Consider the following 6060-nt stretch of genomic DNA (forward strand, 5'->3'; position numbering starts at 1 on the left):
ACGGGCGTTAGCGTGGGACACGAGAACCTCCGGGCGGTGCGGGACTTAGACACTCCACACCTCACCCGGAGGTTCTCCTCATCGTCAACGCCTACCCGTCACCAACGTCCAGGCCGAGTACACCTAGGGCCTCCCGCATCAGCACTACCTGGCGAAAGCCGGTCCGCTCCCCCTCCCACAAGCCGCCCTGGACCATCCACGCGCCCGCCCTGGTCAGGTCCTCGCATGCCGTCGTGATCTGCTCGTCCGAAAGCTCACCCGTCTCAAGGTGAACTCGCAGCCGGAAACCCTCCACAGGCTGGAGCGCCGCCAACACTTCGATCGTTCTGAGGCACCCGGGCCACTCCCGAGGCTCGAGTCGGGCGCGTGCCACCGCGACCGCCAGCTCTGATGCCCCTTGGGCCGTCAGGACTCGGGCGTCGTCGATCCAAACGTCATCGCTGGCCGCGCACGTTCGGTTCTGCGAGCCGACTGCGGTGACGACCGCGACGTCCGTGCCCGTCAGGTGCTCGGCGGCTGCCGCCACCTGCTCCGGTCGGCAGGTGACGGCCGCAAGCTGGTGGTCTCTCGCCAGCTGGCACCCCGCTTCCAGCTCGGCTGGACCGACGTGCGGCATGTACAAGCGGTGGTCCAACAGTCCGGCGACCTGCTCGACCGTGAGGCGTTGGCGCCCGCGGTCACCAAACGACGTCAGATGCCCTGCACTGTCAGAACTGCTCATCTCTTCCGGCCCCTGTCGTTGAGGGGACCCCCCGGTTATCGCGTCTGCGACCATCACGGGCTGGCACCCATATCACCGTGAACCGTACCAACCGGACATGGCCGCGTCGGCGACGCGAGGCGACCAGATCCAGCACTTTCCGCCTCCTCGACGCAGACCCGTTCTACGTCGCGGCTCACCTGTAGCGACACGGTGCCAGCGCTATCGCGTGGCGTGCCCTTGCACCGGACGGGGCGGCCCGGAGAGGCCCGATGCGTACCGACAGCGACGGCTGGGGGCATGCAACCGAAACGGTCTCTCGGGGATCGTCATGGGTGGAAGCATCGTCAGGAGGAATCGGTAGGTGGACGGCTCATGGACGACGATGACGCGATCCGCGCGGTGTACGACCTGTCCTACCGTCACCTCGTGACCCAGATGGCGGCGCTGTGCGGGAACCTGTCGGAGGCCGAAGACGCAGTGCAGGAGGCCTTCCTGACGGCCCTGACCCATCGACGGGACTTCGCACTAGCCTCTAACAAGGAGGCGTGGCTACGGACGGTGGCTCTGAACCTGCTGCGCCACCGCTGGCGACGGGCCCGGCTCGCTGGACGCGTCCTACCGAAGTTCCGGGCCGAGCTGAGCATCGACCTGGGCCCTCAGGCGCCCGAGGACCACATCGCGGTCGTGTACGCACTCAGCCAGCTGAGCGCGCCCGTCCGGGTCACCGTCGTGCTCCACTACATCGGCGACCTCAGCGTTGCGCAGATCGCTCACGAACTGTCCGTCCCGGAGGGGACGGTCAAAGCGCGCCTGGCCCGGGCCCGCGCCCAGATGGCCGGATACCTCAGCGACCACGAGGAGGCCGACCATGTCTGACCTGCGCAGCTTCGCCCGCGAGACCGAGCGGTCCCTCACGCAGCCGCCCTTCGAGCTGATGATCGCGATCCGCCGCCGCGTCCACCGCCGCCGCGCAGCCGTCACCGTCGCGGCCGCCGTGGCAGCGGTCCTCGCCCTTGTGCTCGCCGTCGCCGGGCTCAGCCAGCTCGGCCACAAGCCGATCCCGGCCCGGCCGGCCCCTCACCTGACCACCCCGGATCTGCCGTCCTGGACTGCGGACGAGATCGTCGGGAACGCCGACGCGTTCATCCTCGCCCAGAGCCAGTCCCGTACCCAGCCCGGCACCGTCTTGACGGTATGGAAACGCTGCACCCGCGCCGTGCCCGACCATGACTGCCTCGGGCGTGAGGCCATCGCTGTCGTCGACCGCGCCGGCCACCGGTTCGTCACCCTGACCGCAGTCACCGACTCCAGCCAGCACCCGTCCCCGGGCGGGGACGGCCTGTTCCGCGAGGTCGGCGATGGGCGCTGGTACTGGGCACACCAGAACCCTGGCCCCTACCTGGTGTCGGCCACGATGGGCGTGCCGGTGCAGCTCACCGTCCTGGACCGCCCCTTCACCCGCAGCTTCGGGGTCCCCACCGTCGAGTGCGCCGACCAGGTCGGGGTGTGCACCCTCAACGAGGGCGCGCGAACCCTCGAGCGGCTCCTCGTCCCCGACGTGCCCGACACCCGGTGGGCGATCCCCACCGCCAAGGGCTGCGGGCTCTGGGGCCTGGCCGGGGTCGGCGCCCACCTGCGTCTGATCATCCAGCAGCGCGACGGCACGTTCGCCGGCGCAGACCTGCCGGACACCCCCATGTCGGTCAGTCTCGCGGAGGGAGGGTCGAACTGCGAGGTCGCCTACTACCATGGCGTGGTCCTGGGCAGGAACCAGCTTGTCGTCAGCCTCGACCAGGGCAGGACCTGGCAGATCCGTGAAGCGCGGCTGCCGCAGGAGGCAGGCTACGTGGAGCAACAGCCCCGCCTCCGGGTGTTGATCCCGCCCCACTGGCAGGCCCTGCCCCCGATGTCCCACGCCCTGCCGCCTCCCGGAGCACTCCACCCACTCTGAGCGTTCCGTCCGTGGGCTCGGCGACGCTGCACAGCAGTAGCCCTTTTCCTCGATGCGCGGCTCACCCCTCGCCCAGACCTACTACCGACAGATGGGAGCCCGCGGCACCAGCCACCAAGCCGCGCCACGGCAGCTCGCGAACCGAGGGATCAGCATTCTGCACGGCATAACCCCGCCGGCGCACTGGACGACGAAGACACCGCCTGCACCCACATCCTCCAACGTGCCGCTTGACCGCTACAGAACCTGGGACGTCTACCGCGCTGAGAAGGAAGGCCGCCGCACATCGCCGCGAGGAAGGCCAATGTGCGCCGCCCAACCTCGCGGCTTCCCACGCCGGCAGGTCCCCGCGCGCATCGCGCTCTGTCGGCGCTCGCGGTCAGGTCAGGTCGGTGGCGCGTCGGCGGTGGCGCGTCCGCGGTGGTGCGTCGGCGGCGGCGCGCCGCACGGCCTCGGTGCCCGTGACCGCGCCCTGACTCGTAAGCCTCACCGGTGGCGACCCCTTCGCCGTTGCCGGCCTTGAGCCTCCACCGGTACTTGACGGTCGAGTCGTTGCACACCTCGACCCCGGCCGCTCCTTCTGGCTCCTCAGGCAATGACAAGAGCACCTTCGCGCTGCCGGGTGGGCTCTCCGGAGGGCGTCGCCTCGGCGCAGGCTTCGATGCGGTCGCCCCCGCGCGAACGTGGAGGTCCTCACCCCTTCCTGCGACGCCCTCCGGGGAGCGTGGCCGTTGCGGTCGACGACGCGGCTGAGTTGTGTGGCTACCCGTCCCCGACCGCAGACCTGGCGGGGTCGCTGTTCGGTCACTCGTGGGCTCGCCGACCCGTCCTGTTCACCCCGCGTGCGTAGCGTCACGGCCTGACAGGGCTTCCCCGACCCGAGAGACTCCCATGAACCGCATCCGTACCCAGGTCTACGCGCTGATCGCTGCAGGTGCCGTGACGCTCACCGGCGCTGCCGTCGCGACCGCTCACACCACCGAGACTGTCGGCAGCCACAGCACCAACACGGCCCTCGCCGACGCATTCGGCAAGGTCACCCGCAACACCAACTGGCAGCTGACGTCCAAGCTCAAGCTCAACTTCCCGACGTTCCACACCGAGGGCATCGCCTTCACGCCGGACCACATCTTCCTGTCCGCCGTCCAGATCATCGCGCCCACCGTCAAGTACCCGACCCCGCAGGGCGGCTACGACCGGACGCCCGGCAAGGGCATCGGGCACCTGTTCGTCATGGACCTGCAGGGCAACCTTCAGAAGGACATCACCCTCGGCGAGGGCGACATGTACCACCCCGGCGGCATCGACTTCGACGGCACGAACATCTGGGTCCCGGTCGCCCAGTACCGCCCGAACTCGAGCGCGATCATCTACGCCGTCGACGCCAAGAGCCTCGCCGTCCACAAGCAGTTCGAGGTCAAGGACCACTTCGGCGGCATCGTGATGGACAAGCAGACCGGACACCTGGTCGGCAACACCTGGGGTTCGCGCCGCTTCGCCGAATGGAACCTTCAGGGCAAGCAGCTCAAGACGTGGGACAACCCCAACTTCTTCATCGACTACCAGGACTGCCAGTACGTCCCCAACCGCAAGATGCTCTGCGCGGGAGTCACCAATCTGCCGCAGACGCCCAGCGCTGGTGGAACCTCCGCCACCTACGAGCTCGGTGGAGTTGCCATGCTCGACCTCACCAGTGAGCAGGTCACCCGCGAGATTCCCTTCCAGAAGTGGTCCACGGCCGGACACGTGGCCACCCGCAACCCGTTCAAGATGACCGCTGACGGCAACCACCTGACCATGCGCGTCGCACCCGACAACGGCGACGAAGGCAATGGCACCGAGATCCTCACCTACCAGGCCACCGTCGGCTAACGCAACTTGCTCGACCCGGCGCCACCCCCAGAAACATTCGGCGCCGGGTCGTGCGCCGCTCACGGGCCGCGGGCAGTTCCTTGGTCAACCCCGAGGCGGGCTTACCAGCTCCGGCCGCGGCGCTCCAGCACCGAGCAGCGTCGTAACGCCACCTTCTTCTCCAATAAGGGCGACATCATCCCCACGTCCGCGTACCCCGGCCGCCTCGCCTGGGCACCCTCGAAGGGACTCACCAAGCACTACCTGACCGGGCCCGGTGACCTCGGCATTGTCATCGAAACCACCCGGAGCGCCCCATAATTTGTTGTGCCGGACGAACGCACACCCCCGCCTCTGCGCGAGCCCGGCGCTGCCGTTGCCCTGGCCCACTGAGGCAGCGGGCTTCGTCGGCGTCAAGAAGCGGCGCTGGCATCGGCAGCCTCCTGCAACTCACATCTGAGGCAGCCACCGTGACCCCGGGTAAGATCCCTCGAGCCTGGTCACGACAGAAGACGCGTGCCGGCCTGTCTGTTAGCCGACCATCGTAACCCCTCACCGTCACCATCGTTGAGATGACAGCGGGCGGTGGTTAATCCCCCGAGGGCCACCGTCCGCCTCGCCCCGTTGCCAGGAGAGAGCCTCACACACCGCCCGCGTGTGAGGCTCTCCAGCGGGCCGTAGTCAGGTTGGGGCTCGGGCCCCCTCCACGAGTAACCCGAGGCCCCGCGACGACGGCAACTTGGGGGTCAATCCGTCGTCACCTCGTAGACGATCCAGGCCTCGAATCATGACGTGGTTTTCTGACGGCGGGCACTCAGGTCGCCGTCAAGATCTAGTGGCAACCGCTCTGTCGCGCACGCACCGAAGCTCCCTGTCTCGGCGGGTGCGTCCGCCCGGTGGGTCCCGCTCGCTGGAGTGCGGCGACGCGGCCCGCTCACCCCCACCGAGCGGGCTGCGTCCCGGACTGTTCCAGCTCCGTCGCCGGACCCGTTCCAATTAGACGACGAATCCGCTGCCCTGAGATTGCTCCACCCCAGAGGGGGAACGGTCGCCGATATGGAAGTGGAGCATCGGGGCCTCTCGACAAGGAGTCGTGCCGGCAACGTATGCTTCGCGACTGGCTCGAGCTGGAAGAGCGGTACGACCGCGAGCGTGCGGTGCGGACAACTTCCACGCCACTCGAAGGCGCAGTTGCTCCTCACCGCCTGGGCTCGAGATGGAGCTTCATGAACTGACGAAGGTCATCAGTCGCGCCAAGCAGATTACGAGGCCAGGAACCAGCCGGAGTCATGGGGGCCATCGAGGTCCCGCGTCAACAATGCCGACTTTGTCCGCAATTTTCCTGAAACCGCTTACATTGGAGCTCGGCCGACGGTTGGATGCGTATGCCACGTACTAGCGTGGCCACATCGGCTGCCGTGCGTCTTACTGTCAACGGCGGCTGAAACTGGACCCCTCCGCGACGGGTGAAAATGGACCCCTTTCCTTTCTGGTCATCTCAGTCCTCGGCTCCCAGGGGTGTGGGGACGCGGCCGAGGTCGCGGTTCTTGAGTCG

4 protein-coding genes and 1 pseudogene are annotated in these 6060 nt (G+C 68.0%); 3 read left to right on the forward strand and 2 right to left on the reverse strand.

Annotated elements, in window-relative coordinates:
• Nucleotides 1-91 precede the first annotated feature (91 nt).
• The gene (locus ABD297_RS23400; RefSeq protein WP_344257551.1) at nucleotides 92-721 is read right to left on the reverse strand and encodes a hypothetical protein; all 630 of its coding nucleotides are present in this window, start codon (nucleotides 719-721) and stop codon (nucleotides 92-94) included.
• 354 nt (nucleotides 722-1075) lie between these two features.
• Between ABD297_RS23400 and ABD297_RS23405 the strand changes: the two genes are divergently transcribed.
• Both ABD297_RS23405 and ABD297_RS23410 read left to right on the forward strand, forming a co-directional pair.
• Nucleotides 1076-1579 carry an RNA polymerase sigma factor gene (locus tag ABD297_RS23405; RefSeq protein WP_344257552.1) on the forward strand — a complete coding sequence of 168 codons (504 nt, stop codon included), beginning with the start codon at nucleotides 1076-1078 and terminating at the stop codon, nucleotides 1577-1579.
• Nucleotides 1572-2654: a hypothetical protein gene (locus ABD297_RS23410; protein ID WP_344257554.1), complete on the forward strand. Its 1083-nt coding sequence runs from the start codon at nucleotides 1572-1574 to the stop codon at nucleotides 2652-2654. The genes ABD297_RS23405 and ABD297_RS23410 overlap by 8 nt, the downstream gene beginning before the upstream one ends.
• 503 nt (nucleotides 2655-3157) lie before the next feature.
• On the opposite strand, the pseudogene ABD297_RS23785 reads toward ABD297_RS23410, so the two are convergent.
• Nucleotides 3158-3262, reverse strand: a pseudogene (locus ABD297_RS23785) (hypothetical protein); the annotation flags it as partial.
• A gap of 283 nt (nucleotides 3263-3545) precedes the next feature.
• Between ABD297_RS23785 and ABD297_RS23415 the strand changes: the two are divergent.
• Entirely contained in the window at nucleotides 3546-4526 is a 981-nt protein-coding gene (locus tag ABD297_RS23415; RefSeq protein ID WP_344257555.1) for a DUF6454 family protein, read from the forward strand.
• The last annotated feature ends 1534 nt before the right edge of the window (nucleotides 4527-6060 follow it).

Origin of the sequence: Terrabacter carboxydivorans, from assembly GCF_039532035.1 — a bacterium.
In the GTDB taxonomy this organism is placed as follows: domain Bacteria; phylum Actinomycetota; class Actinomycetes; order Actinomycetales; family Dermatophilaceae; genus Terrabacter; species Terrabacter carboxydivorans.

Bases quoted from the DNA above. Each gene is read 5' to 3' on its own strand.
- ABD297_RS23415 (WP_344257555.1), top strand. From the start codon at position 3,546: ATGAACCGCATCCGTACCCAGGTCTACGCGCTGATCGCTGCAGGTGCC.
- ABD297_RS23410 (WP_344257554.1), top strand. From the start codon at position 1,572: ATGTCTGACCTGCGCAGCTTCGCCCGCGAGACCGAGCGGTCCCTCACG.
- ABD297_RS23405 (WP_344257552.1), top strand. From the start codon at position 1,076: ATGGACGACGATGACGCGATCCGCGCGGTGTACGACCTGTCCTACCGT.
- ABD297_RS23400 (WP_344257551.1), bottom strand. From the start codon at position 721: ATGAGCAGTTCTGACAGTGCAGGGCATCTGACGTCGTTTGGTGACCGC.